The sequence below is a fragment of the Streptomyces milbemycinicus genome, from assembly GCF_002154605.1.
In the GTDB taxonomy this organism is placed as follows: Bacteria; Actinomycetota; Actinomycetes; order Streptomycetales; family Streptomycetaceae; genus Streptomyces; species Streptomyces milbemycinicus.
This window is the reverse complement of record NZ_MUNE01000259.1, coordinates 1-25,969: the sequence shown is the minus strand read 5'-3', so window position 1 is coordinate 25,969 and position 25,969 is coordinate 1. Positions and strand designations below refer to the sequence as shown.

General features: G+C 65.6%; 16 protein-coding genes and 1 pseudogene. 14 read left to right on the top strand and 3 right to left on the bottom strand.

Annotated elements, in window-relative coordinates:
- The first annotated feature begins 218 nt into the window (after positions 1–218).
- The 11 genes and pseudogenes from CCN51_RS21270 to CCN51_RS21220 all read left to right on the top strand — a co-directional run bounded on the left by CCN51_RS21270 (position 219) and on the right by CCN51_RS21220 (position 17,612).
- Positions 219–1,139: pseudogene (locus CCN51_RS21270) on the top strand (hypothetical protein).
- Positions 1,136–1,834: an ATP-binding protein gene (locus tag CCN51_RS21265; RefSeq protein WP_043487360.1), complete on the top strand. Its 699-nt coding sequence runs from the start codon at positions 1,136–1,138 to the stop codon at positions 1,832–1,834. The pseudogene CCN51_RS21270 and the gene CCN51_RS21265 overlap by 4 nt, the downstream one beginning before the upstream one ends.
- 84 nt (positions 1,835–1,918) lie before the next feature.
- Positions 1,919–3,250: a hypothetical protein gene (locus CCN51_RS21260; RefSeq protein WP_014178382.1), complete on the top strand. Its 1,332-nt coding sequence runs from the start codon at positions 1,919–1,921 to the stop codon at positions 3,248–3,250.
- A gap of 74 nt (positions 3,251–3,324) precedes the next feature.
- Positions 3,325–3,921: a MobC family plasmid mobilization relaxosome protein gene (locus CCN51_RS21255; RefSeq protein ID WP_245881660.1), complete on the top strand. Its 597-nt coding sequence runs from the start codon at positions 3,325–3,327 to the stop codon at positions 3,919–3,921.
- A 1-nt stretch (position 3,922) separates the two neighbouring features.
- Positions 3,923–5,878: an ATP-binding protein gene (locus CCN51_RS21250; protein ID WP_014178380.1), complete on the top strand. Its 1,956-nt coding sequence runs from the start codon at positions 3,923–3,925 to the stop codon at positions 5,876–5,878.
- Complete coding sequence (locus CCN51_RS21245) at positions 5,862–8,582, top strand: Z1 domain-containing protein (protein ID WP_014178379.1); 2,721 nt, start codon at positions 5,862–5,864, stop codon at positions 8,580–8,582. The genes CCN51_RS21250 and CCN51_RS21245 overlap by 17 nt, the downstream gene beginning before the upstream one ends.
- Positions 8,579–9,562 carry a PD-(D/E)XK motif protein gene (locus CCN51_RS21240; protein WP_078610578.1) on the top strand — a complete coding sequence of 328 codons (984 nt, stop codon included), beginning with the start codon at positions 8,579–8,581 and terminating at the stop codon, positions 9,560–9,562. Before CCN51_RS21245 ends, CCN51_RS21240 begins: the two co-directional genes overlap by 4 nt.
- 724 nt (positions 9,563–10,286) lie before the next feature.
- The gene (locus tag CCN51_RS21235; protein ID WP_014178377.1) at positions 10,287–11,762 is read left to right on the top strand and encodes an ATP-binding protein; all 1,476 of its coding nucleotides are present in this window, start codon (positions 10,287–10,289) and stop codon (positions 11,760–11,762) included.
- Between the two features lie 69 nt (positions 11,763–11,831).
- Positions 11,832–14,603, top strand: a complete 2,772-nt coding sequence (locus CCN51_RS21230; protein WP_014178376.1) for a Z1 domain-containing protein — start codon at positions 11,832–11,834, stop codon at positions 14,601–14,603.
- The gene (locus tag CCN51_RS21225; RefSeq protein WP_014178375.1) at positions 14,600–15,610 is read left to right on the top strand and encodes a PD-(D/E)XK motif protein; all 1,011 of its coding nucleotides are present in this window, start codon (positions 14,600–14,602) and stop codon (positions 15,608–15,610) included. Before CCN51_RS21230 ends, CCN51_RS21225 begins: the two co-directional genes overlap by 4 nt.
- Entirely contained in the window at positions 15,603–17,612 is a 2,010-nt protein-coding gene (locus CCN51_RS21220) for an AIPR family protein (protein ID WP_014178374.1), read from the top strand. The genes CCN51_RS21225 and CCN51_RS21220 overlap by 8 nt, the downstream gene beginning before the upstream one ends.
- A 40-nt stretch (positions 17,613–17,652) precedes the next feature.
- Here the strand turns inward: CCN51_RS21220 and CCN51_RS21215 are convergent, their stop codons facing one another.
- Positions 17,653–17,841: an AbrB/MazE/SpoVT family DNA-binding domain-containing protein gene (locus CCN51_RS21215; protein WP_014178373.1), complete on the bottom strand. Its 189-nt coding sequence runs from the start codon at positions 17,839–17,841 to the stop codon at positions 17,653–17,655.
- 56 nt (positions 17,842–17,897) lie between these two features.
- Between CCN51_RS21215 and CCN51_RS21210 the strand changes: the two genes are divergently transcribed.
- Positions 17,898–18,395 (top strand): very short patch repair endonuclease, encoded by a 498-nt coding sequence (locus CCN51_RS21210; protein ID WP_014178372.1) that lies wholly within the window; start codon positions 17,898–17,900, stop codon positions 18,393–18,395.
- Here the strand turns inward: CCN51_RS21210 and dcm are convergent.
- Positions 18,307–20,301 carry a DNA (cytosine-5-)-methyltransferase gene (gene dcm / locus CCN51_RS21205; RefSeq protein ID WP_014178371.1) on the bottom strand — a complete coding sequence of 665 codons (1,995 nt, stop codon included), beginning with the start codon at positions 20,299–20,301 and terminating at the stop codon, positions 18,307–18,309. The two genes, CCN51_RS21210 and dcm, sit on opposite strands and share 89 nt — an antisense overlap.
- 422 nt (positions 20,302–20,723) lie before the next feature.
- Between dcm and CCN51_RS21200 the strand changes: the two genes are divergently transcribed.
- Positions 20,724–22,964 carry a sensor histidine kinase gene (locus CCN51_RS21200; protein ID WP_014178370.1) on the top strand — a complete coding sequence of 747 codons (2,241 nt, stop codon included), beginning with the start codon at positions 20,724–20,726 and terminating at the stop codon, positions 22,962–22,964.
- The gene (locus tag CCN51_RS21195) at positions 22,961–24,196 is read left to right on the top strand and encodes a response regulator (protein ID WP_014178369.1); all 1,236 of its coding nucleotides are present in this window, start codon (positions 22,961–22,963) and stop codon (positions 24,194–24,196) included. The genes CCN51_RS21200 and CCN51_RS21195 overlap by 4 nt, the downstream gene beginning before the upstream one ends.
- A 620-nt stretch (positions 24,197–24,816) precedes the next feature.
- Here the strand turns inward: CCN51_RS21195 and CCN51_RS21190 are convergent.
- Positions 24,817–25,515, bottom strand: a complete 699-nt coding sequence (locus CCN51_RS21190; RefSeq protein WP_405385164.1) for an ornithine cyclodeaminase family protein — start codon at positions 25,513–25,515, stop codon at positions 24,817–24,819.
- Positions 25,516–25,969 lie beyond the last annotated feature (454 nt).

The window sequence follows — 25,969 nt, the reverse complement described above, 5'->3', positions numbered from 1 at the left end:
CTGCCACCCAGCCCCATTTCTCGCAGCCTTTCTGCCGTGAGAGATTGCGCCGGATAGGGCTGGACTTGCGCGACTGGGGTGTGGCTATGTTGACGACACCCCCGGAAACGCAGTCGCTTCTCGGCGCGCGTCCGCGCCAACACCCCCCGAATCCCGCCCCGACCGACGGTGAGCCGTGATGTCCACGCACAGGCCACCGAGTGAGGACCGCCCCGCACTTGGCACGAATCCGCACCATCAAGCCCGAAGCCTTCGTCTCCGAGTCCCTGGCGGCCGTCTCCCTGACTGCCGAGCGCACCTTCCTCGGCCTGCTGACCCAGGCCGACGACCAGGGCCGCCACCGCGACCACGCCGCGATCATCGCCGGGCAGTTGTGGGTGCTGCGCCCGGAGCACACCCCGTCCGACGTCGAGACGGACCTCGCCCAGCTCGCCGACGCCGAACTGATCTGCCGCTACAAGGGCCCGGATCACAAGCGGTACCTGCACGTCGTGACCTGGCACCAGCATCAGAAGATCAACCGGCCCAGCAAAAGCCGCCTCCCGGGCTGCCCGGTTCACGGCGCTTCGGTCGGTGCCCCACCTGCCGCGGGAGCCAGTGTCACGGAGTCCTCACTGCTGCCTCACGCAGTCCTCCCTGAGGGCTCCGGCAAGGTCCGTGAGTCCGCGCTGAATCCGGAGCGCGATAGCGAAGCCGCAGGTCAGGAGCGCCTCACGGAGTCCTCCGTGAAGGATCAGGGAGGGCTCCGTGAGGCAGCGGTGACGCCTCACCGTCGGATCTAGGACCTAGGACCGTGGATCTAGGAGATATCCCTTCGGGGGGGCGCAAGCGCCCACGCGCCCGACACCGTCTCGGCCAAGCAGCTCCTTGGCGAGTACGTCGCAGCCTGCAACCACCGCCCGCCGGGCACCTTCCTGAACCATCTCGGCGGTCAGGTGCGCAAGCTGCTCGACGAGGGCATCGCTCCCGCCCACCTCCGGGCCGCCCTCGAACGCCATCGAGTCAAGGGACTGTCCCCGAGCGTCCTGCCCAGCCTCGTCCACGAGGTCATGAACGCCGCCGCCTCCGCCACACCCGCCGCCCACCGGGCGTGGACGAACCCCACCGACGTCGTCGCCGCCTACGGAGATGAGCTCTGACCGCCACCCTCACCCGCGCACCCCAGCCCGTCGGCGCGATCACCGACCGGCTCAACACGATCCTCGCCAACCGCGGCATCGCCCCCACCACCGCTGCCGCACACGAGCCGGCGCCCGAGACGGTCACCGCCCTGGAACTCGCCGACGCCCGCATCCCCGCCCGCTACCGCCGCGCCTTGGCCGACCACCCCCAGATCACCGCCTGGGCCGACCAGATCGCCCGCGCCGGACGCCCCGGCCCGACCGGACCCGGCATCGCCGAGGGCCCGTCGCTGCTGATCGCCGGCCCCACCGGCACCGGCAAGACCCACCAGGCATACGGCGCCGGCCGCGCCCTCCTCACCCGAGGCGTCCGCCTGCGCTGGGAGGCCATCACCTCCGCCGACCTCCACGCGCGGCTCCGCCCCCGCGCCGGCCACGACGGCGAACGGGAACTGCAGACACTGGCCCGCTGCCCCCTGCTGCTCCTGGACGACCTCGGCGCAGCCAAGACCAGCGAATGGACCGAGGAGCTCACCTACCGGCTCATCAACCACCGGTACGAGCACATGCTCCCCACTCTCATCACCACCAACCTCCCCACCGCCGAGCTCCGCACCGCCCTCGGCGACCGCGTCGCCTCCCGCCTCGCCGAGATGACCGAGCGGGTCATCCTCACCAGCCCCGACCGCCGTCGCACCGCGCCCACCGCCTGAACGGCGCGCGCTCCCTCCTCACCACCCCGCCCGTCCGCGCTTCCGCATGCCCTCGAACGCGCGGACCCCTTGGAGAGCCTCTGAATGACACCTGGCACCACCACACTCATCAACGCCAACGACCTCGGCATGCCCGCCTTGCCGCACTGGCTCCCAGCGCCTGCAGCCATGGCCGCCCTGTTCGTCGTCGCACTGTCCGCCGCATGGTCCCTGCGGCGGTACCTACGGAAGCCGAACGCTGGACAGCGCCGTAGAACCGCCGCGATCCCGGTCGCCGCCGTCGCCGCGATCGGCTGCACCGCCTACAGCGCGGACACCAGCTGGCGCTTCGCCGCCGACTACCTCGACATGGGCAGCACCACCGAGCGCGCCGCGATGTTCGCCGCCGCCGAACTCGCCCTGTTCGCCACCGCGCTCATGGCCCGGCAGAACCTCAACGGCCCGAAGCAGGCGCCTGGCGCGCCCGGCACTCTTACCTGGGTAATCACCGGCGTGCAGATCGTGCCTGCCTACGCCGAGTCCGGCCTGGTCGGCGGAACTGTGCGGGCCGTCGTCGGCCCGGTCCTGGCGGCCGTGCTCTGGCACCTGGCCATGGGCATCGAACTGCGCCACCGCAGCCCGCACGCCGACTCCCGCAGCCTGACCGCCATCCTCACCCGACAAGCACGCGAACGGCTGCTGGCTCGTCTGGGGATTACCGACCGGGACGCCGATGCCGCCCGGATCATCCGCGACCGCGCCCTCAACCGGGCCGTCACCCTGATCCTCCGGGTAGAGATCATGCCGCCCGGCAAGCGCACCAAGTGGCGAGGCCGGCGCCTCACCCGCCGCCTGCACCAGGCGCTGGAGCAGGCCGATGTCGACCGCGATGAACGCCAGGACGAGCTGCTGCTGCGCAAGCTCGCCACCCGCCAACAGGTCACTGCCCTGGCCTCCAAGCCATTGCCCGCGCGGTGGCCCGAACCCCCCGCGCGTACGAGGGGCGGCTCCTCGACGGCCCACCCGCGGGCCACGGCAAGAGAGCGGGCAGAAATTTCGGGCCGCCCGCCCTCCAAGGTCGCGGGCGATGACTCCGCCGACCGGGCAGCCTGTCCCCAGCTCGAAAACCACCCGCGACAGCCCGTCCACACCGCCGTCGGCCCGGAACGAGAACCGGGCGATGAACTGCCGGGCAGCGACCAAAGCCCAGCCTGGCGGGCGGAGTCGAAGCGCCCGGGCTCCAAACCGCGCGCGACACAGGACCTCCTCCACAAGTACGCCCGTGACCTCTACCGCGAGCACGGACGTCTCTCCCGTGACCTGCTGGAGGAAGCCGTACGCAAGGACGGCTACAGCGTGGCCAGCGACACCGCCGGCGAGGTGGTCCGCACCGTCAAGGCCGAGCTGCCGACGGCGCCCGTCGGCCACCCGCACTGAGACCACCCCCAACGCCCAAGGAATACCACCCAATGCACGACTCGCACAGCGAACTCCCCACTCCCCAGGAGGCGATGATCACCGGCCTCGACAGCGCAGCAAGCAATGGCGATGGACCGTCCATAGGCCGGTCCATCGCGGACCCCTCCGCCCCGGGGGTGGCGGAGGAGCAGCTCCGGCACGAGGGCGTGCCGGAACAGGAGCGAGTGGTCGCCGGCGAGCAGCCGCGCGATCCCTCCGTTGGGGCCACGCAGCGTGCGCCGTACCGCCGCGCGAACCTCGATGCGCAGCGCTCCGAGCACGTCACCGCGCGCTTCGCGCCGCACGAGAAGCACGACATCCAGTCGTCGGCGAAGACCGCTCACGTGACCATGGCCCGCTACATTGCCGACGCCACCATGGCCCGCGTCCGCGGTGAGATCACCGTCGCTGCCGAGCGCACGGTCTACGACGATGCGGTCGACGAGCTCGCCGCTATGCGGGCGCAGATCGCCCGCATCGGCAACAACGTCAACCAGATCGCCCGCCGCCTCAATGCGGACGGCGATCCACACCCTGTGGACGCCGCGATCCTCCACCGGGCGGACCGCCTGCTCACCACCGCCCACGACACGGTCCGGGCGATCGACGACGCCGCCTTCCGGGCAGCCGGGCAGAAGTGGGCGGTCTGAGGTGATCGCGAACATCGTCAAGCCGGGCAACCACACCTACGGCGTGCTGGCCTATCTCTTCGACAAAGGCCGCGCCAACGAACACACCGACCAGCACATCGTCGCCTCCTGGGACGACTTCGTCCCCGACCCCGGCCCCTGGGACAGCCCTGGCCACAAGCAAAGGCTCGGCCAGCTCACCCAGGCCCTGGATCTGCGGGTCAAGCAAGCCGGCGACAAGGCACCTGAGGGACACGTGTGGCACTGCTCGATCCGCGCCGCGCCCGAGGACCGCATCCTCACCGACGCCGAGTGGGCCACCATCGCCCGGCGCGTGCTGCACGCGACCGGCATCGCACCCGATGGCGATCCGGACGGCTGCCGGTGGGTTGCTGTGCGTCACGCGGAGGACCACGTCCACATCGTCGCCACCAAGGTGCGCGGTGATCTGCGCCCGCCGCGGAACTGGAACGACTACCACCGGTACTCGTCGTCAATAACCGTTGGAGATGGCAGGATTGGGGAAGTTTCGAGTGGGGGGCCGTTCGTGGCTGTACGCAAGACCATCGAAGTGGTGCCGCGAGCGCGGCGCACGCTGACTTCGCTTCGCAACCTGGGTTACGACCTGCGTCACGCAGTGGCAGACATCGTCGACAACAGCGTTTCCGCAGACGCAACGACTGTGCACGTCACCGTGCACTTCGACGGCACGCGTTCCTGGATCCGCATCTCGGACAACGGGCGAGGCATGGACGCCGAAACGTTGAGCGAGGCGTTCCGCTACGGGAGCGACCGTGAGTACAACAGGACGGAGTTGGGACGCTTCGGCTTCGGGCTCAAGTCGGCGTCCACTTCTCAGTGTCGAAAGCTGACCGTGCTGTCGCGTGCGGACATCCCTGGAGCCGCGCTGGAAGCCCGTCAGCTCGACCTCGACCACATCGACGAGGTGGACAACTGGGAGATCTTCGACCTCGCCCCAGACGAGTTGCCCGAGCCGACCCGGTCTGTGCTCGGTGCGGCTTCTGGCACGGTTGTCCTGTGGGAGGGCCTCGACCGCGTTCTCCGGTATCAGGATCCGTTCGGAGGGTGGGCGAAGAAGCAGCTGATCGCTCACGCCGAGGACATCGACGAGCACTTGGGCATGGTGTTCCATCGCTTCCTTGCTGGAGAGGTTGCCGACCGGGAGCCGCTTCAAATCACGGTGAACGGGACTCCCGTGGAAGCATGGGACCCGTTCTGCCGTACAGAGCCGAGCACCTCGGCCCTGCAAGAGGAGGACATGGTGGTGCGCTCCCTAGACCGCAACGGGATTGTGCATCTTTGTCCCTTTGTACTCCCCAACCAGAACCACTTCTCCTCGCAGGCCGTATGGAAGCGGGCCTCGGGGCCCAAGGGCTGGAATCGACAGCAGGGCTTCTACATCTACCGAGCCGATCGTCTGATCCAGTCCGGTGGCTGGTGCCGCCTCCGAGCCGTCGATGAGCACGCCAAACTTGTCCGTATTTCGCTGGAGTTCTTCCCGGAGCTTGACAGTGCCTTCGGCGTCAACGTCGCCAAGGCTTCCGTCACGCTGCCCGAGGAGCTACGCAAGGAGCTCACTCCGCTGGTGAAGACCTGGGGCAGGGTGGCTGACACTGCCTACCGCCAGAAGCAACGACCTCCGAGCCCGCCGCCTAGACGCCCCAAGCCGTCAGGTGCCGCATCGGCCTCGCCAGCGTCCACCGTACGTCCATCCCCCGGCCAGTCCGATCTCAGCCGCGAGCAGGACTCGAGTATCAGGCCCGCAACTTTCTCACCTGCGTTGGCAAATCACCGAGGCGTCGGCACAACCTCGCGGGTGCCGGACGCCGCTCCGCTGTCAGCGCGTGGGGCACTGGAAGCTGCCGCGAGTCAAGTCGGCGAGAGTGAGGCACTCAGCCGGATCGTGTCGGCCCTGCGCACTCTGTCCTCGGAGGTGGCCCATGACCTCGGTTGGTGACCGTATAGAGGGGCACCTCTTTGTCCTCAAGGCCATCATGGACAGGGACAAGCTGACCCTTGAGGAAAGCCTCTCCCGCTACCCCGGCCTCGTGCCGACAGAGGACCACGACGCCGTTCGCCGCCACTGGGAACAGCAGCAGCGGACCACGACCATCATCCGTACCGTGCGCCCAACCGAGCTCACCGCTACGGGAGGACCCCGGCCTTGGGCCGAGAACTGGGACACCGCCGAGGGCTACTACTGGGCGCGTCAGCGTCGCTTCCTCAGCCACGTACTGCACCGCCAAGACTACGAGATCGACAGCGTCGACCTGGCGAGTGACCGAGTATTGGCCCACCTGGAGAACCCGCGACACCCAGAACCGTTCATTGTGCGCGGCCTGGTCGTGGGTCACGTACAGAGCGGCAAGACGAGCAACTTCTCCGCCCTGATAGCCAAGGCGTCCGACGCCGGCTACAAGATCATCATCGTGCTTTCCGGGCTCCACAACACGCTGCGCCAGCAGACGCAGAGGCGCCTTCAGCGCGACCTCGGCCACGAGAACGTTCCGTTCCCCAAAGGCGTGGGGCAAGGGGACCCGGAGAAGTACTGGACCTGGTTGACCCGGGACGACCTCGATGGCGACTTCGACCCAGGGGTCAATGTCGGACCTCTGCAGGGGCAGAACCAGGTCATCCTGGTGGTGAAGAAGAACAAGACACGCCTGGACAGACTTCTTGACTGGCTCGAAAACAAGGTTCCTGAGCATGTGCCGGTCCTTGTTGTCGACGACGAGGCCGACCAAGCGTCGGTGAACACGGGTGGCAACCGTCCCGATGACGAGCCAGTGTCCGAGGTCCTCGACCTCAGGGCCGCGGACTTCGACGGCGAGATGCCGGCAGACGACGAGCTGGACCCCAGCGCGATCAACCTTCGCATCCGGAGGCTGCTGCGCTGTTTCGCGCGGGTGTCCTACGTTGCCTATACGGCGACCCCCTTCGCCAACATTCTCATCAACCCCAACGCGGAAGACCGCGAAGGTGGAGACGACCTGTTCCCACGGGACTTCATCCTCACCCTGCCCCATCCTCCTGGCCAGAAATACGTCGGCTCTGACCGCCTGTTCGGCCGCGAGCAGCTCCCCGGTGAAGTCGGGCAGGTCGACGGGCTTGATGTAATTCGGATCGTTCCGGAACTCGAGGTGGAGCAGGTCATTCCTCCGAAGGGGAAGCGAAAACCTTACACTCCCGTAATCCCAAGCACTCTCAAAGCTGCTCTCATTGACTTCTTGTTGGCAGCTGCTGGTCGGATGGTGCGGAACGGTGCCGATCAGCCTTGCACCATGCTTGTGCATATTGACATGCGCAAGGAAGCCCAGGACAAGCTCGCTGCCGAGATCACCGCCGAGCTCGGTCACATGCGACAGCAGTGGCGCTATGACCGGGAAAACTTCCTGCCCGTGCTAAGTGATCGATGGGACACCGAGTTCCGTCCGCTCACCTCGTCGATGGACCTCGACAATGACGCGCCGTTCGAAAAGCTGGAGCAGCACTTGGACGCTCTACTCACTCCAGGAGTAGAGGTCCGGATCCTGAACTCAAACCATGAAGACGAGCTCGACTTCGAGATCGAACCGGACCTCAAGGCCGTCTTGGTCGGAGGTAACAAGCTCTCCCGAGGTGTCACCGTCGAGGGACTCCTCGTCTCGTACTTCGTAAGACGCAGCCCCTACTACGACACGCTCCTGCAGATGGGGCGTTGGTTTGGTTATCGAGGCGACTACGTCGATCTGACGCGCTTGTACAGCACTCAGCTGCTTGTCACGTGGTTCCATGACCTGGCCACGATCGAGGAGGAGCTTCGACGGCAGATCGAGCACTACGCGCGCCGGAAACTCAAACCGTGGGACGCTGCGCCACGGATCCGTAGCCACGAGAAAATGCTGCCGACAGCCAAGAACAAGATGAAGGACACCTCGCTCCAGCAGGAATCCTTCGATGGCAGGAAACTCCAGACCCTCCGCTTCCCGTTCGACGACCCCACGATTCTTGACCTGTGTACTGAGAACCTCGGAACCACTCGCGCTCTACTGGGCTCCTTGGGAGCACCACACCGCGCAGACCCTGGGCGTCTAAACTGGGAAGGCGTTAGCGCCGAGGCCATTGTTCGCTTTATCGAACTGTTCCGGTTCAGCGACCAGAGCGCTTTCGACGTGCCGTCCGTAGCGAGTTACATTCAAGCCCAGACCCAGCACAATGAACTTGTGTCATGGCGGGTAATGGTTTCGTCCGCCCGCGTCCAGCAGAACGAGCACCGTACGGTCGATTTGGGCATCTCGGGACATCCCGAGGTGACAATGATCCAACGCAGCAGGCTCGCGAAGGACCCCAGCTCACTTGGTGTGGTCACTGAGCCGGAGGACGAGCTGCAAGGACTTACCTCGGCCCAGATTGAAGAGGCTCGCAAGCTGCAAGAGTCAGGGGGTTTCTCCACGCTTGGTGATGCGTTCAGGTCCCAGCGGCCGCCGCGAGAGGGATTGCTCGTCCTCTACCCCATCGATCCGAGCAGTGGAGTGGGCGCCAACGCGAAGAACCGACGAAGGTTGTTCGACGAGGGAATCGAGCGGCCCGAATGCGTTTTGGCGTACGCGGTTTCTTTTCCCTACTCCACGAGCCCGAGGAGCCTTCCCTACGTGGTTGGACATAAGGCAGGGCGCCCGTGAACGCGGCTGAGCTAGAGAACCTGTGGAGTCAGATTCCGGATGCGCCAGCTCCTGGCCTGCTGTCTGCGGAAAAGCTGCCAGCCGATGATCTGTGGGCCGCAGTAGATGCCGACGGGCACTGTCATCTACTGCTACACGTGCCGCCAGGCACACAAGCACCGAGCACCCTCACCAAGGGCCTTCAAGTCCGAGTGGGCGAGCATCAAGTGGCCGGTCAACCGGTCAGCGATTATCTGGATGTTGCCTGCCTGGACGCAGCAGCAGTGACGACGTTCGCTGCCGTGGCCGCTGACATCATTCACCTCGCTGGAGCACTGCAGGGAGCGGAGAGGGCCGCCGCTGTGGGTGACGTCCTTGAGCGGTGGAAGTGGTTCTGGGAGGTGGACTCCAGCCGCCTCACCAACAACGACGCATTGGCTCTCTTTGCGGAGCTGTGGTTTCTGGTGCGGTGGGCCGGCGTGACGCCGGCGAATATAGAAGCCTGGACAGCGTCCGAGGGGTCCCGCCACGACTTCCAATGGCCCAACGCATCCGTCGAGGTCAAGGCCACCGCCCGTAGTGGCGATGCCGGCAGCGTCCACACGATCCGGAGCCTGGACCAACTCGCAGCGCCGGAGACGGGGGAACTCTATCTCTTCAGCCTCCGCGTGACGCGGGACCAACTGGCCAACAACACGCTGCCCAAGCTCGTCGACAGGGTGGCGACGGACCTAGCAGATCACCCGGCCGCCCGAGAGCGATTCCTGCAAAAGGTTGGGAGGCGGGGTTACAGCCCAGTCCAACGTAAGACCCATGAGATTCCCTATCGAATTGTTGAGGAGTGCCTCTACCGGGTCACGGACGACTTCCCTCGCCTGACTCACGATTCCTTCCCCACTGGGTTGCCGGGCGGAGTCGTGCGAGTCTCGTACGACCTCGACTTGGCTGCTTGTGGGTCGTGGCTTCTTTCCACCAACCCCAAAGACTGGTCACCCAACTAATGCCGTCGATGTGGCCCATGCGCTCATCCATGAGGACCATCTTGGTGCCGAGTTCCTCCATCACGGTCCGATGGGTGTGGCGGAGGCAGTGGGTGAGGCCCTTGGCGATCGGGATCCAACACAGCCCGGTCGCTGGCGCGGCGTCGTCGGGCGCAGAGACCGCCCTCCGCCCGCCCGGTGAAATCGCAGTCCTCCTAGCCGTAGCAGGTGGCCTAGACGCCACTTGCTAGCAATCGACGGTCGAACGAGCAGCTGCGGGCCCAGCCGGCTCGACGGTCTCGCTCGGGTGTGCCCGACTCCTGCAGCAACGGTGGCGTTCCAGGTCGCCGAACAGGTCGGGACCAACTTCAACGCGTCCGAAGTCCAACCGGAAGGCTGGCCCACTCCCGAGCGGGCCCCACAGCCCGCTCACAGCGACCGAGCAAGTGGCTCCAGTGCTCGTCGAATGCCTCAAGTAGTTCGACCGCGAATGACGGTAGTGGCTGCGGGGCCACGGCGGTCACCATGTCTCTGTCACCGCGAAGGCTGGAGCTCCGCAGAACACCAGATGATTGATCCCGCGCCTCTACTAACATCGACCTTGGGCGGGCGTTTGCCGGATGCAGAAACTGGCGACGCGGAGGGGGCACCTCCTTGATTTCGCGGTGTTCCTTTGATTCATGTGGATCACGAGTCAGCCGCACAGTGAGAGGGCCCATATCGGGGAAGCAGGCTGGAACCACCCATGACGTACGACATCGCGGCCCCCGAACCCGCGGGCATGGTGGCTTCGCTCAGCTCCCTGGGGTACTCGTTGCCGGCTGCCGTCGCGGATCTCGTCGACAACAGCATCGCGGCTGAGGCCCGGCACATCGACGTCGAGTTCACCTGGGCGGGACGGGACTCATGGATCGCAGTCGTCGACGACGGCAGGGGCATGAACGCCCAGGAACTCGTCACGGCAATGACCGTGGCGGCTCGCGGGCCCGCGACTTCACGTTCTTCGACTGACCTGGGCCGTTTCGGCGTAGGTCTGAAGTCCGCCTCGTTCTCGCAGTCGCGGCAACTCTCCGTGGCCACAGCGACCGATGGTGTGTGGCACGTACGGACCTGGGACCTCGATGTCGTTGAGGAGTCCGGCGAGTGGAGGCTCCTCCACGGAGCAGACGTCGACACAACCACCGTGCTGGACAGGCTTCGGAGCGACACTGCCCACGGGACGATCGTGCTCTGGCGGCGGCTCAATGGCTACAACGGCGGTGACGTCCGTGAGGACGACGAACGCACCCAGAAGCAGTTCTACGCCGAGACAGCCCGCACGGAGTCGCACCTCGGAATGGTCTTCGCCCGATTCCTCACCGGGAGCCGGCGCCGGAGCCTGCGCGTGTCCGGAACCCCGGTGGAACCCTGGGATCCGTTTATGGGTAACCACCCTTCTGTCCAGCGGCTCCCCACGGAGGAACTGCCCCTCGGCGGAGGTTCCGTGAGGGTCGAGGCGTTCATCCTCCCCAGCGCCCACCGGCTCACCCCGGAGGAGTACGGCCTGGCTGCAGGGCCACAAGGGTGGCTCGACCAACAGGGCTTCTATGTCTACCGCCGCAACCGCCTGATCCTGGCCGGCGACTGGCTGGGGCAGAGAGGCATGCGTCGCGAGGAGAAGTACAACCTGGCGCGCATCGCCGTCGACATCCCGGCCGAGACAGATGTCGCATGGGGTGTCGACGTGAGGAAATCCAGCGTCGTCCCGCCTGTGGGCCTACGTCCACACCTCCACCGCATCGCACGTCAGGCCCGGGCGAGGGCCGCAGACGTGCTGCGGCACCGTGGACAGGTCGCTGCACGTACCCACGGTGATCCCCTGTCGTACGCGTGGAATGTGCGCCGACCGGATGGCCGGGTCACGTGCAGGATCAACCGCAGCCATCCGCTGGTCCAGGCTGCTCTGCAACCCGGCGGCAACAGCACTGCAGACGTACGCGCATTGATCCGGCTTCTGGAGGAGACGGTGCCCGTCGCCGCCCTCCGTGTGATGCATGAGACAGACACCAGCGACGACCCGGAACCGTTCGGTGGTCCAGGACCCGCCGACGAGGCGGCTACCGAGGTGGCTGAGCGCATCTACGAGTCACTCGTCTCGGGCGGCCGATCGCCCGCCGCCGCGCGCGAGAGGTTGCGGACCATGCCTCCCTTCGACCAACTGCAGGGCTTCTGGAGCGGATGAGCCCTGAGTCGTTGTCAGTGGCCGCCCCTACTCTGCTCGACACCGTCTACATCCCGCTGGAGGTCCCACGTGAGCGCCGTTCCCGACGAACCCATGGCCAAGGCCACGCGCCTGGTTCTCGGATTCCTGCCACAGGACCGCCAGCCGAAGCCGGACGAGGTACAGAACGCGGTCAACGCCATCTTCGGGATGCTGGCCGCGCAGGGGGAGGACCTTGACCGGGACCAGCTGGCCAAGGAGATCGAGGCCATGACCGCCGTGTTCCAGGAGCGGTCGCTGGCGCTCGTGGACCCCAAGGGGCACGAACCCTGGCTGCCCGAGGCGAAGAACGACCGTGCCTGGGACTTCTGGGAGCGCTACCGGCGGTATCTCGAAGACGTGGTGAACCTTCCGCCGTGGGTCGTGAGGCGACTGGACCAGAGCTCGGACGAGGTACTGAGCCAGTTGGAGGATCCTCGCCGTTCTGGCCCCTGGCGTCGTCAGGGTCTCGTGATCGGCCAGGTGCAGTCGGGCAAGACCGGCCAGTACATCGGGCTCGCCGCGAAGGCCGTGGACGCGGGGTACCGGTTCATCGTGGTCCTTGCCGGCATCCACAACGACCTCCGGAGCCAGACACAGCTGCGGATAGACGAAGGGCTCCTGGGTTTCGACACCCAGCACCAGAACCGATCGAACGAGGACGGCCGTTCACGCGCGATCGGCGCGGGAGCCATGCCCCTCGCCAAGAAACTCGACATCGCGTCACCGACAAGCAGCGCGGAGAAGGGGGACTTCGGGCTCGCGACGGCCAAGGCCATCAACTTCCCCCTCGGCAGCTTCCCCGTCGTCCTCGTCGTCAAGAAGCACTACAAGATCCTCGAATACCTGCGTAACTGGGTGACAGACGTCCACGGCACCGAGGACGAGAACGGCGAGAAGGTCGTGAAGGACCTCCCTCTGTTCGTCATCGACGACGAGGCCGACAACGCCTCGATCAACACGGTCCGTGACCCCGAGGCAGACCCGACCAAGACCAACGCCGCGATCCGCAAGCTCATGAAGAGCTTCGACAAGGCCGCGTACGTCGGGTACACGGCCACCCCCTTCGCCAACATCTACATAGACCCCGACGTGGACCACGGCGTCGCAGGGGAAGACCTCTTCCCGTACAGCTTCATCCGCAGTCTTCCCTCGCCGTCGAACTACCTTGGTCCGGAGCGGGTGTTCGGGCTCCAAGTCGACGACGAGGACGAGGAGGACGTGCAACCGCTGCCGCTCGTGCGCCATGTGGACGACGCCGACACCTGGCTCCCCACCAAGCACAAGTCCGGTGACATCCCTGGCGACAGGCTTCCACAGTCCCTGCGGGACGCGATCTTCTCGTTCGTGCTCGCCTGTGCCGCCCGCCGGGCGCGAGGGCAGACCAAGGTTCACAACTCGATGCTGGTGCACGTCACCCGCTTCACCGCGGTGCAGAGCCTCGTTCGCGACCAGGTCGACGACCACCTGCGGCTCATCGTTGACATGATCCGAGACCGGTACGGCAAGGGCCCTGAGCTCCGCGCCGAGCTCCGGGCGCTCTGGGAGCGGGACTTCGTTCCCACCACGGACAAGTTCCCGGCTGACGAGGTGCAACGTCTGACCTGGGAGCAGGTCTCCGAACAGCTCCTTCCTGCCCTCAGGAAGATCCAGGTCAAGACGGTGAACGGCACCTCCAAGGATGCGCTCGACTACTACGAGAACCGGAGAAACGGCCTGTCCGTGATCGCCATCGGAGGACAGAAGCTCTCCCGCGGCCTCACCCTGGACGGCCTGACCGTCAGCTACTACCTGCGCGTGTCGAAGACGTACGACACCCTCCTCCAGATGGGCCGGTGGTTCGGATACCGCCCCGGCTACGAGGACGTGTGCCGTCTGTACACCACGCCCGCGCTTGAGGACGCCTACGTGGAGGTCACCGCCGCAACCGACGAACTCCGCAGGGAGGTCGAGGAGATGGCGGCACTCAGCCTCACCCCGAAGGAGTTCGGGCTGAAGGTCCGTTCCTCCTCTCTGGGGCTCACCGTGACCGCGGCCAACAAGATGCGCCAGAGCGCGAAGATCCTTCTCAGCTACTCGGGGGAGGGACCAGAGACGGTGATCTTCAAGCTCGCCGACAGGACCGTCGAGAACAATTTCAAAGCCCTCGAAACCCTGGTCCGTCGGCTGGACGACGTCGCGGAACCCGTACCTGGGGGTTCAGGGACCAACGTGCGGTGGGGAGGGGTTCCCCCTGAGGTCATCTCGGAGTTCCTCACCACCTATGAGACCGACCGCATGGCTCAGCGGGTTCGTCCGAGGCTCATCGCCAAGTACGTGGAGCAGTGCGCCAGGGTGGGTGAGCTGGGCAACTGGACCGTGTGCCTGGTCAGTAGCACGACGTCGCAGTCGCCACGAGACATCGCGGGGCACACTGTCGGCCTCGTGACCCGCAAGGCGCTCAACGACGGCTTCAGGGCCGAGGGAAGGTACACGATTCGCCGGGTACTCAGCCCGCCCGACGAACTGATTGGCCTCGACAAGGTGCAGGAGGACGCGGCACGAAATGCCGCGAAGAAGGAAGCGGAGAAGAAGGAGAAGGCGTCGGCTCCGAAGACGCCGGCGGGCCCGCACATCCGGCGGCAGCGGCGGACCGACCAGGGCCTCCTGCTGATCTACCCCATCGAGCTGCCACAGGCCGCCGACGTTGAGGCGACGACGCCCCTCGTGGGCTTCCAGGTGAGCTTCCCGCACTCCGACTACCAGTCCAAGACCGAGTACATCGCCAACACCGTCTGGCTCCAGGAGGACATCTACACCATCGCCGAGGAGGACGAGGCGTGACCGTCACCGAGGACGAGTGGCGCGAACTGGAGAGTCCCCAGGACACCCCGGGGCGGTCCAGCCTCCGTCTGTACCCGGAGTCCCCGCTCGACATCTTCCTCTCCGTCTCCCACCCCGGCCGCCAGCGCATGTTGGTCTTCCGGGCGGACGCTCGCTCCGCAGACCCGATCGTGCGGTCGGTGGGCCGACTCCCCAAGGCAGCAGGGATCGAGATGAACCTGAGTGCCGTGTCCCGGGTTGAGTACGAGCTCCAGGTGATCCTGACGGCGGACGGACTTCGCGAGGTGTTCAACCCGCTCGTCACCGACGTCGCCGAGACCGCCAAGTCCGCTCCGGCCGCAGCTGAGGCCCTGGCAGCCGCCGTGGACAGGTTCGAGAGGTGGCAGGACCTCCTGCGCGCTGTCAGCAGGGACGGGCTGAGCGCCGAGGCACGTCGCGGACTCTACGGCGAACTCCTGGTACTCGGAGACGTCCTCCTGGCCTCCCTCGGCCAGGCCGAGGCGGTCGAGGCATGGACCGGTCCCACGGGGACCAACCAGGACTTCCAGCTGTCCGAGCTGGCCATCGAGACCAAGGCCAGTGTCGCGAAGCGGCCCCGGAGTATACGGATCGCCAGCGAGAGACAGCTGGACGGAACCGGGACGCCCGCGCTGCTCCTCGCACTCGCGAATCTCGACGAGCGGCGGGGTGGATCGGGAGAGAGTCTGAACAGGAGGGTGGAGAGGATACGACAGCAGCTCACGAGTCCCGCCGCCCGGGCCCGGTTCGACGGTCTACTCGTCCAGGTCGGTTACCTCCCCGGGCACCATGACCTCTACGAAGAACCCCGGTACACCCTCCGCGAGCTTCGGTTCTGGCATGTACGGGAAGGCTTTCCCAGGCTGGTCGAGTCGGACCTGCCCGAGGGCGTCGGTGACTGCACCTACCACGTGAGCACCTCGGGTCTGGACGCCTATCGCGCCACGGCCGACGAGGTGAAGGAACTGATCGGGGGGTCCCATGGCTGAGCTCGACCTGGCCGAGTTCTCGCGGAGCCTCGTCGCCGACGTACAAGCGACCGCTGACGCCGAGGGAACGACCACCCCGGAGGCGTTCACACGCCGGGTCTTCGAGGACTTGGAGCAGGCCGGCGTCGTGTCCAACACCTTCACCGCCTACCACAAGATGCACGGCCACGAGGTGCACGGTTACGGCATAGGAGAGTCGGGCGAGTCCCTGGACCTGTTCGTGACGGACTTCCAGCTGGAACCACTGGAGTCCAAGCTCACGAAGGCACAGACCGAGACGTCCTTCAGGCGGCTACTGGCGTTCGTACAGCGATGCCGGGACGGGCTGCAGCAGCACATCGACGAGTCGTTCGACGTGTACGACATGTGCGCTGCGGTCGAGAAGGCCCTCACCGAGGTACAGCGGATCAGGCTCTTCCTGCTCAGCAACAGGGTGGGTACCGCAACCGAGTTGCCAGCCTCGGAATTCGACGGCCTCCCGGTAACCCACGAAGTGTGGGACCTGGCACGGCAGCACCGCCATGCGACGTCGGGCGCTCTCGGCGAACCCATCATGGTGCCCTTCAGCCCTCCGCTGCCCTGTGTCTCCGCCCCGAGTTCGGAAGAGGACCACTCCGTGGTCCTGGCCGTCATACCAGGGGAGATGCTCGCCGAGCTGTACGCCGAGTACGGCACCCGGCTCCTCGAACTCAACGTTCGCTCCTTCCTCCAGACCCGCGGCGCGGTCAACCGGGGCATCCGGGAGACCCTGCTGAACGCACCTGGCAGGTTCCTGGCCTACAACAACGGGATCACCGCGACCGCGTCGCAGGTCGACTTCGTGAGGGGCCCGGACGGCGAGCCCACCCACATCTCCGGAGTGCACGGCCTCCAGATCGTGAACGGCGGCCAGACGACTGCCTCGCTCCACTACGCGCTGAGCCGCGACAAGGCGGACCTGTCCCATGTCCGGGTCCAGATGAAGCTGACGGAGGTGGCGCCCGAGCGGCTCGCGGAGATCGTTCCCAAGATCTCGGAGTACTCCAACACGCAGAACCGGGTGACCCAGGTCGACTTCAGCTCCAACCACGACTACCACGTGGACATGCAGCGGATCACCCGATCCCTGTGGGCCCCCGCGACGGACGGCAGTGGTCAGGAGACCCACTGGTTCTACGAGCGTGCACGCGGCCAGTACACGGACGAGTTGGCGAAGGCCCGCACCCCTGCCAGGCAGCGGCAGTTCAAGAAGCTGAACCCGACGAAGAAGAAGTTCACCAAGGCGGACCTCGCCAAGTTTGTCCACTCGTGGAACCAACTGCCGTACCACGTGAGCCGCGGGGCACAGAAGAACTTCGTCGAGTTCATGTTCAACGTCGACAAGGCCCCGCCCCACGTCGACATCCAGTACTGCCAGCGGGTGATCGCAATGGCCATCCTGTTCAAGGCGGTGGACCGGATCGCCGCCATCCACGGAGCAGGCAGCCATAAAAGCGTGATCACTACGTACACCGTGGCTCGCCTGTCCGCGGCAACGGACCGCCGGATCGATCTCGACCGGATCTGGCGAGAGCAGGACCTCTCACCGGTGCTGGAGGCCGCGATCCATGACCTGTGCCCCCGCGTCATGCGGGCGGTGACCACTCCGCTTGAGGGCAACCACGTGGGCGAGTGGGCGAAGAAGGCGGCGTGCTGGGACGCCGTGTCCAGGGTGTCCTGGACGACCCCCCGAGCCCTGACAGCGGAGCTGCTCGACCATTCACTGGACGAGGCGGCACTCGCCGGCGGTATCGGTGCTGAGGAGGGAGCAGGTGAAGAGGCAGCTCTGATCCCTGCCGACGAGTGGTACGCAATCGAGCGCTGGGCCAAGGAAACCCGCAACCTCGAACCCTGGCAGCGGCAGCTGGCCCAGTTCGTCGGAAGGCGCCTCGAACTGGAACAGGAGGTTCCAGAGACGCAGGCCGTTCAGGCCCTACACGCCCGTAACGAGGCACTACGGCTGGGGTTCACCCCCGACCCGTAGCCAGCGGCTCCGCGTCCTGGGCGCGAAGCCACCAACGGCATCAGAGCATCCCATTCTCAATGAGGTCACGGATCGCGTCCTCGGCCCGCCTGAGGACAATCCGCCCATCCCCGTCGCTGAACGCGACAAGGTCGGTCCCCGGTGCGATGCCGGCCTCGGCCAGCAGGCCGAGAGGCAGCTCGACACGGCCCTGGTCATCGACGTGAAGTTCGGCTGGTTCCCGGAGCATGAGGAGAGTGTGGCACTCTCCCACTCGGAGGACGTCGACAGGCTGGGACTGCGATCATGGCCGAAGCTGGCAGGACACCGAATCAGGAGTGGGTCGCCACTGCTGAGGGGGAGCACCTTCGAGGTCGACCTGTGCGGGACACCAAGCCCGAGATCGCCCTCAGGAAAGCTGTGCATCGGTTGGGCCTCAGGTTCCGTCTCCAGCGGAGAGTGGCGCCCCGGTGCACGGCCGACTTCGTGCTCCCCAGGTACCACATCGCTGTCTTCGTCGCCGGCTGCTTCTGGCACGGCTGCCCGACGCACGGCGCGAAGGCATTCCGAGGCCCGAACGCCGACCGTTGGACAGACAAGATAGCGACCAACAAGGACCGAGACAGACGCAACACGGAGGCAGCGGAAGCCGCCGGATGGACCGTGCTACGGAGCTGGGAATGCGAGGTCAAAACCGATGTCGCGCAGGCAGCGCTCAGGGTTGCCGAGCGGTGTTCGGCTCTTGATCACGTGACTGTGCAGGGACAGGTTCCCGACCGTGTGTCCCGCTCAAAGCGTCCGTGACCAGGTCGCCTGCAGCGGTGGCCCGGCCCTCGCAGTACTGGCTCAGGGGGCACTGGTCACACAGCGGGTCCCTCGCGTGACAAAGAGTGCTTCCGATCAGGCGGAGCGCAGCCATACGCAGGGGAGCACTCTCGCCTGCTCCGACCAACTTCACAAGGTGCACCCGACCGTCACTGAGACGGTTTGTGCGGTCCGAGTCACTGTCGTGCAGCCGGGCGGCGACGCGAAGTGCGCTCTGCCCCACCCACAGAAGGTCGTCATCGATCAGCAGCCGGTAGAGCGCACCTTCAGCTGGCTTCATCCCCAAGCGCTTGGGCACCTCTTTCTGCTTCTCCTCGTCGTCGGCCCAGACACTTGACTTGCCCGCCACCGCGGTCAGCCTGTCGAGGCGTGCCCGAACGGCAGCAGTGGGAGCTGCATCGAGGAGAGTTCGCAGGGTGGACCTAGTCAGAGTCGAGTTGTCCCTGATGGCCTTGAGCATCTCGTGCATCTGGCCAGGCTGTACCCGGGTTCCAGCCAGCACCGCCACGACGGCCGCGTGCGCCGACGACAGTTTGGGCAACTGATACCAGTCCTCGCCCTCGCGCCGCTTTTCCGCCCAAGCCGTCAGCTCCTGGCGGGCCGTGCGCCAGCGGGGCTGAAGCCCACCCTCGCCGGCCTGGTGCTCCTCGCCGGGCAACAGCACTTCTGCAGCGGCCTTGCCGAGGAGTGGGGGTACCGCGTTGCCGATCTGCCGGAAGGCGTCGCTGCGCGTCCCTGCAAACCTGAACCGGTCCGGGAAGGTTTGGATCCGTGCCGCCTCGCGGACGGTCAGCGTGCGGTTCTGGTCCGGATGGATGTACCAGTAGCCGTCCTTGGCAATGTGGGCTGTGATCGACCTGCTGAGGTCGTTCCAGTCGAGCTTCTTGTACTTATCGGTGAAGTGCTCGGCACTGTAACGCTGGAGCTCCGGGGCAATCTCCGAGTACAGAGTGTCGGAGTCCATGCTCTGGAAGATCTCCCAGTCGTCCTGCCTGACCCTCCGGGTCATGTGGTCGAAGACAACCTCACGCTTCGCCCGCTTGCGCATCTCCTTGGCGAACTCGGACTGGTCCTCGGAGGGAGTGTCATACGACCTCACGCGCTCGCCGACGCGCTCCGTGGGCACCACCTTGAGCGGGGGCAGGTCACCAATGGCGTGGCTCAGGGTCGTGCGCTCCTCTTCGGTGACCTCCTGCTGCCACTCGAACTTCTCGATGTCGTTCCTGGCCAGCAGGATGAGCCGCTTCCGGTGCTGGGGGACGCCGTAGCGCCAGGCATCAACGAGGCGTACCTGGGTTGCGTAACCGAGTTCCTCCAGCTGCTGTTCGATCACGCGGACCACGAAGAAGTCATCGCCTAGACCCATATCCGGGACGTTCTCCATGAGAACGGCGCGCGGTTTGATCCTCTTGACGACATCGAGGTACGCGCTCCACAACTCCTTGCGGAGGTCGTGAGCGTCGCGGCCGTGATGCTCGACAAGGCTGCGGATCTTGCTGCGGCCAGCCCGACTGAACGGCTGGCACGGCGGGCCCCCCGCCACCAGATCGATCTTGCCCTTCGCCGGCTCCAGCACCTGCTCAAGCCTGTCACGCTCAGCTGGGTTCCCGAGGTCCATGCGCAGGCTCATGCCGGGGAAGTTGGCCGCATGCGTCTCAAGGGCACGCTCGTCGAAGTCAACGGCAGCTGCGGTAGTCCAGCCTGCTCGTTGCAGTCCAAGACTCAGACCGCCCGCCCCGGAAAAGAGGTCCACCGCCAGGCGACGTTCCTTGCCGTAGCCTTCGAGCCACTTCGCGAACCGCTCGGGCCTGCAGCTGTAGCGGTGCCGTGGGAGCTTCAGATAGTCGCTCCGCTCCAGGGGTACGCCGTAGTGCGACTCCTGCACAGCACGCACCTCCACAACAGCGAGAACGACGAGCACCAGGAGATCACAGACGCGCTGGTGGAGGCAAGGATTCCACCACGCTGACCTCAAGAAATCCCTCAAGGCCGTGCTGCGCTCCGCCGGGTACCCGTGCGAGTCCGCACGACCCTTCAGACCTCGGTTTCGAACCAAAGTTCTGGTGCGTTACTGAAGGCAATCTTAGAGGACAGCAGTGACAGCGTTGCCCTCGGGATCCCGTTTGATCGGACAAGCTGGTCAACGATCCGACAGGGCTGGAGGCACGTTCGAGTCGACGTGAACTTATGCACGGTTTTGGCCATCCGTGAGGGTCGGAGACCCGCTTCGCTGATGAGTAGTTAGTAGAATCTTGCCCCACTGCACACGGCAGGGCATGGCTGACAGTTGACGAGTAGGGGGCGTGGGTGGACTCCGAGAACGCGAAGGCGTATCTCCGGCCGCGGGCCCGGCTCATGAGCACACTCGGTGAAGAGCTGATCAGCAACGAACGCGTAGCCCTTACCGAACTGGTGAAGAACGCCTACGACGCGGACGCCAGCCTTGTCCTGATCCGCTTCAACCCTCCCCTCGAAGAAGGCGAAGGCTCGATCGAGGTCTGGGACAACGGGCACGGCATGTCGCCGGCCACGGTGAGCGGCACCTGGATGGAGATCGCCACCCCGCACCGGCACCGGCACCCTCGCAGTGAGTCAGGCGGGCGTCGCGTGCTGGGCGCCAAGGGCATCGGCAGGTTCGCCTCAGCTCGGCTTGCCCACACCGCCGCAATCACGACTCGACGTGTCGATGAGGAGGAAGTCACCCTTCGTATCGACTGGGGGGACTTCACGGAAGGTGACGCGTATCTGGATGAGGTCCCGGTCTCCCTGTCCACGACAAGTCCGACTGTGTTCGTAGATGGCGGCGTAGCATCGCAGATCTTCTTTGAGGTCCTTCGGGAGTTTGAAACAACGCCCACTACGCTCGACGGCGCGGGGCACGGCACCGTGGTCCGGCTCGAGAAGTTGCGTACGGCTTGGGGAACAGACGAGATCGAGACGCTTAAACGCTCACTGTCCAGGCTCCTCCCCCCGCCACCTCCCGCCGAGCTTTCGGTGCCGGACCAGCCTGAGTTCTCGATCTACATCGACACTCCCGAGGGTCCGCTCCGTCGCCACAGCGGATTCGTTGCCGCGAGTGAGACGCTGGCACATCCACGGTACCGGCTCGTGGGTACCGTGGATGCTGGCGGGAATGCGCACTTGGCCATTTACGCAGGCGGGGAAGAACCAGTGGAGGTCGTCGAAGACAATCTCCGGAAGGACTCGAAGAGGCCCTCGTGCGGCCCCCTGAAGCTGGACTTCCGAGTCTGGGACCTCGAGTCCTCGGCCATCAAGCCACTCCTGGCACTCGACACCGGCGCTAAGAACACCAACGACGTACGGGAGCTCATCCGGAACAACAGCGGTGTAGCCCTGTACCGGGACGGGTTTCGTGTGCAGCCGTTCGGGGAGCCGGGATTCGACTGGCTCGGTTTCGACCAGCGGCGTATCAACAACCCGACGCTACGTCTGTCCAACCGTCAGGTAGCAGGGTTCGTCTACATCTCGGCTGACGACAACCCGGGCCTCCTGGACCGTTCGCACCGCGAAGGACTAATCGACACCCCAGAGTACGACGAGCTCAAGGCAGTCATACTTCAGGCGATCGCCAGGTTGGAGACGCAACGCTACCGGTTGCGTCGCGAACCTACTGCTCCGATGGAAAGTCCACTCCTTACCGATCAGCCCGATGGCAGGGGGCACGGACTCTTCCAGAACTTCAACTTGGATCCGCTGCGGCAGGTTGCTGCCGAGCGGCACCCAGACGATGTCATCCTCAGTCGCGCCATCGAGGAAGCCACGGAGACGATCAACGAGGGCGTCCGCAAAGTACAGGAGATCATCGCCCAGTTCTCCCGTCTCGCGACCTTGGGCACTCTCGTCGATGTCGTCCTCCACGACGGCCGTACCGCTCTTTCACGCATTGGCGTTGGCCTTCGTCGCCTCGGCAAGATCACCACCAAGGTCGAGGTGCACGACGCGGAGTTGTCGACTGCGCTGGGCAAGCTACAGACGGACTTCACCACCCAGGAGAGGGCTCTTGACCGACTCTTCGCTCGTATCGAGCCACTCAGCGGGCGGAAGCGCGGACGCCCTCGTCGGCTCTCCCTGCATCAGAGCATTGCCGAGGCCGTTGACGTGCTGGAGTCAGAGATCACCAAGCATGGCGTAGAGGTGAAGATCGGCGGAGAAGACGTGATCGTCACTGCCGAGCCAGGTGACATCAGGACACTTGTGGTCAACCTCGTGAGCAACGCCGTGTACTGGCTCTCCACCATGCCCAAAGGAACCCCTCGCGAGATCCTGATCGAGACTGAGCGGAATCACGAGGGCGAGCTGGACGTAGTCGATATCACGGTGAGCGACAACGGCCCTGGGGTGCGCGAGGAGATCCAGGACCTGATCTTCGAGACCTACTTCAGCGACAAGCCGGATGGTGTCGGCCTCGGTCTCAGCATCGCAGGCAGCGTCGTGAAGGATTTCTACGACGGCGACCTGGGGCTGGTGAGCCCCGGCACCCTCTTGGGTGCGAGTTTCCGAGCACGACTACGAAGGAGAGTTGGGTGACGTCGACGGACGTTGCGTATCGGGTGCTGATAGTCGATGACGACGCCCAGATGATCGCGGACCTTCGAGAAGTGCTGGCCGAGGAACTCACGGATCTGGGGGACATCCACTTCGAGGACGAGCAGGACTTCGCCGCAGCTGAGAAGCGGTTGATAGACGAGGATTTCGACTTGGTGATCCTCGATGTCCGCGACGCCGCCGACGGCAGACCTTCCGCTGCCGCCGAGGCACGGGGGCACGAACTCTACGACGCCATCGCCGGGGCGCGCTGGCTGCCCGTGGTCTTCTTTACGGCCGTCCCTCAACAGGTACGTGACCTGGAGAAGCCCCCGCTTATCCGCGTGGTGACCAAGAATGCCTGGGACGAGATCGCTCCTGCCGTCCGAGAGGGGCTGCTTTCAGGAGTGTCGGAGCTGAGGCGCCGCATCTCGGGGCTCATCGAGCGCAAGGTCCGCATTTTCCTGCGTGACGTCGTTGCCCCACACTGGCACGAGATGGCCGGTGCTGATCCCAATGAAATCACCCCGATCATTGTCAACCGCCTTGCGGCCGAGCTTAGGGAAAACGGCCCCAGCGAGCTGGGTTATGCCGGAGACGGCGAGGCTGTCGCTACTGCCGGCCAACCCTCGGCTGCACGGGTTTACCTGAAGCCGTACGTGACCCAGCACCTCACGGCTACGGATCTCGTGGTCAACCCCGAAGGTGATTGGTGGATCGTCCTCACGCCAGCCTGTGACCTGTACGAGGACCACCCGGACGCGGGAGTCGCTAGACCTCGTACGGCCAAGGCCCAGTATGTTCGCTTGGCCAAGGCTGATCGTGTCTTCACCGAGAACGGCGAGGGGTCCGAGTCTCCAGCGATCACCGCATGGCTGGCCAGCTCCAAGAGCAACAGCCACAAGGATCAGGCCAAGCAGGTCTTCGGAGACAAACAGAACCGGTATCGCGCCCTTCCTCGCTATCTCGACATCCCCGACCTCTTGGTGGACTTCGAGAACGTGATCTCCGTCCCGCTCACCGAGGCTCGAACCTGGCGACGAGTCGCCACCCTCGACAGTCCGTTCTCGGAGGCGATGCTCACCGCCTACAGCCGCTCGGTGGGGCGGATTGGCACGCCGGACCTCAGCTTCGGTGACGTAAAGGTGCGGTTGGAACTCGAGAAGCCGAAACCCAGGCACCAGCCAGCTCAGTCTCCCGAACCAACAACAAACGGTGAGGTTGTGAAGGACTGAGCTGCCCATGGGCTCCGTGGTCCCTTCCGGTGCACTCCGAGGAGTAAGGCCGGCATGGAGGTGCACGGCGCATTCCGGGCACCCGTCCTGGGAGCCATCTGGGAGCCAACCCACTCCCCGAGCCTCTTTGGGACCACACGAGACCACGACAGCCCGACGCTCTGACCAGGGTAAACGCCGCCCATACAGGCAAGATCGTTAACCGAACCTCTTTCGGGACGAAGAGGCCGTGGGTTCAAATCCCGCCACCCCGACGGTGAAGTACCGGGTCAGGGGCCTGATCCAGTGAGTGGATCAGGCCCCTGACGGGCTTCTGGAGATCGTTTGAAGAAATCCGAGAGAGGACCTTGGCCGGCCTCTCCCGGGTGGAGCCAGCACCTGTCGCGCGGCGTGCGTCACATTTAGCTTCTCATTGCTGCGCGTTCGCGAATCCAGGGTCTCCTCGGGGTGCCGCCACGGACCAAGTTCAGCTCCACGATGGCACGTTCGACGCAGGCGCGACTGTCCGCCCTCTCGACCAGGTCAGAGCCCCACCTCCCGCATGTGGGAGGTGGGGCTCGCCGCGGTGCCGACGTCCTGGGCGGACGGCCCGTTTCAGATGGTGGAGGAGGCAAGGCTGGCTACTCCTGGGATGACGCGCCGGGCTGGTGCTGTTCGATCAGTGCTTCGGCCACCACCAGGTCCTGCCAGGACATTCCCACGCTCTTGAAGACCACGGTGCGTTCCGGGGGGAGCGTTCGCGTGCCCCGGACGACATCCGCCATCGGGATCAGCTCATCGGCGTGGAGGTGGCCCTCGCGCATCGCCAGGACGACGTCCCCGGCTTCGCGCAACGCCGTGCGCACGTCTTCGACCATGACGTGTGCACGAGCCATCAGCGGGCCGTCCAGCTCGCGAGCCTCGGGCTCATGGGATCCGACCGCGATCACGACCGTACTGTCCGCCAGGTACGCGGAGTCGAACAACGGGGTACGGGCGCTGGTGGCGCACACCACCACATGTGCTCGCTCGAGCCGCGCGGTCACGTCCGGATCCTCGGCGGATACGACGGTGGCGTGGGGTGGCAGTTGTTCGCGGGCTTGGTCAGGGCGGCGAACCACGTAGGTGACGTCGGCCAGTTCGACCGAGTCACAGGCTTGGACAGCCTCTACGTGGCCGACTGCCTGGGGACCCGCGCCGAAGACCACCAGCTCGATCGGCCGAGTGAACCGGGTGAGCAGCGGAGAGGTCGCCGCGATGGAGACGGCCGGCGTCCGAAGGTTCGTCACCGCGATCCCGTCGAAAATCGCCCGCAGTTCAAGCGTCTCCCCGCCGAACAGCGAGTAGGCGTCCTGGATCTGCCGCCTGCCCCCGGGTCAGAGCCTGCTCGACGTCATCGGCCGAGACGATCGGAAGGCGCTTGAAGGATGTCATCGCACGTGGCGCCAGGGGGAGCCATGCATGCAGGGCGGCCGGGGCGGGCGTGCTGTCACGGGGTGCGTCGGTGCGCGGGCGGTATTCCGGTCGTAGGGGCGGTGGCTGTCCGGGCCGGGGGCTGGACGGCAGCTACCTTGAGCGGCCGGTCAACTGCGGCTGACCACGGCCGCTGTCGGAGAACGCCGCTGGTTGCTGTACAGCAGCGGAGCCAGGTCAACCAGTCCGACCGGCCAGGGGCCAGCGCGGCGGAGCTGTTCTGGTGTCCTGACTCCTAAGGGCGCGGGCCGTGAAACGGAAAGTCCGCCGCCCCGGTGTGACGCACCGGGGCGGCGGACCTTCATGGCACAGCTCTGAGCT

Bases quoted from the DNA above. Each gene is read 5' to 3' on its own strand.
- CCN51_RS21260 (WP_014178382.1), top strand. From the start codon at position 1,919: ATGACACCTGGCACCACCACACTCATCAACGCCAACGACCTCGGCATG.
- CCN51_RS21255 (WP_245881660.1), top strand. From the start codon at position 3,325: ATGATCACCGGCCTCGACAGCGCAGCAAGCAATGGCGATGGACCGTCC.
- CCN51_RS21245 (WP_014178379.1), top strand. From the start codon at position 5,862: ATGACCTCGGTTGGTGACCGTATAGAGGGGCACCTCTTTGTCCTCAAG.
- CCN51_RS21235 (WP_014178377.1), top strand. From the start codon at position 10,287: ATGACGTACGACATCGCGGCCCCCGAACCCGCGGGCATGGTGGCTTCG.
- CCN51_RS21220 (WP_014178374.1), top strand. From the start codon at position 15,603: ATGGCTGAGCTCGACCTGGCCGAGTTCTCGCGGAGCCTCGTCGCCGAC.
- CCN51_RS21215 (WP_014178373.1), bottom strand. From the start codon at position 17,841: ATGCTCCGGGAACCAGCCGAACTTCACGTCGATGACCAGGGCCGTGTC.
- CCN51_RS21210 (WP_014178372.1), top strand. From the start codon at position 17,898: ATGGCCGAAGCTGGCAGGACACCGAATCAGGAGTGGGTCGCCACTGCT.